Genomic DNA, 1,124 nt, shown 5'->3' with positions numbered 1-1,124 from the left:
CCCCCTGACCGTCCGGCCGCAGGAGTACCCGACGTTGGGGGACGGTCGGCGGGGATCATGCGTGCGGCCAGGTCGGCGGTTGGAGTGGGCGCATTGCGGGGCGCGGGCGGAGGGGGAGACCGACGACAGGTCAGGTCGCCAGCCAGCCAGGCCAGGCACCTCGACCGCGTTGGGGTGAGCCCGCTTGGTGTCACACGGTCGAGATCAGGCATCGAGATCAGGCCACCGGGTGGAAGGCTGCCGGATCAGGAGAACCTCTGGTCAGGAGACCGCAGCGGCGCGGCATCTGGTCGGGAGACCGCCTGGTCAGGAGGCGGACGGGTCAGGCGGTCGCCTGGTCGTTACAAGGGCGGTACAAGGGTGGTGGGTCACAAGGGTGGGGTTGCCTGGCGGACCGGCTGGCGGAGGAGGGTGCGCGGGTCCGGGTCGTCCAGACCCGTCAGATACACCTCGTGATGCAACCCCCGAGCCACCAGCCCCCGCTCCGCCATGAACTCCTCCATCACCGCCAGCGTCACATGCTCCTCACTGAACGGCCCCGCGTGCAGCACCTGCACACACTCGCCCTCGGTGTGCGTCACCACCCGCACCCGATCCACCGCCGCCCCGCCGGACCGGCTCGCCTCGCGCGCCCGCTCCACCGCACCCGGCTCCGGCACCCCCGCCAGCGGCAGCAGCAGATGCCAGCGCCACAGCTCACGCGGCACCTGCAGCGGCGGACGCTCGTCCTCCACCCACCACTGCCCCTCCAACGGCCCCGCCGAGACGCACATCGCCGCCGCCACCGCGTACAGCGCCCGGATGGCCGAGACGTGCTCGGCGCCACCCGGCTCACCGAGACCGGTGACGTTCAGGCAGGTGACCGGACCACAAGTGATCAGCTCAGGACTCATGCTTCCTCCTCCAAAGGGATCATCAGATGGGTGACGAGCTCGTCAGGCGGAGTGACCGCCGGATCCGAGACGTACACCTCGCGCAGCGGGCCGCGCACCGGATGACGCCGCTCGGCGCACCAGGCCAGCAACGCGTGCGCGGTCAGGGAGATCTGGTCATAAGGACCGACATGGGTGGCGCAGGCAAACGCGCCACCGGGCAGCACGTCCACCTCCTGTCTCTTATACACA

Annotated in this window: 2 protein-coding genes; both read right to left on the bottom strand. The window is 70.3% G+C overall.

Annotated features, from left to right (window positions below):
* Positions 1 to 368: 368 nt before the first annotated feature.
* The gene (locus HII36_RS55380) at positions 369 to 893 is read right to left on the bottom strand and encodes a hypothetical protein (RefSeq protein WP_173531420.1); all 525 of its coding nucleotides are present in this window, start codon (positions 891 to 893) and stop codon (positions 369 to 371) included.
* On the bottom strand, positions 890 to 1,124 hold a 235-nt coding region (locus tag HII36_RS55375; RefSeq protein WP_173531419.1), incomplete at its 5' end, for a GyrI-like domain-containing protein. The genes HII36_RS55380 and HII36_RS55375, both read right to left, overlap by 4 nt.

The organism is Nonomuraea antri (assembly GCF_013283785.1).
Taxonomy (GTDB): Bacteria; Actinomycetota; Actinomycetes; order Streptosporangiales; family Streptosporangiaceae; genus Nonomuraea; species Nonomuraea antri.
Note: the sequence above shows the minus strand (reverse complement) of the source record. Positions and strands in the feature narration are given on the sequence as shown.

Excerpts from the sequence above, each read along its gene's own strand:
- HII36_RS55380 (WP_173531420.1), bottom strand. The coding sequence starts at position 893 with ATGAGTCCTGAGCTGATCACTTGTGGTCCGGTCACCTGCCTGAACGTC.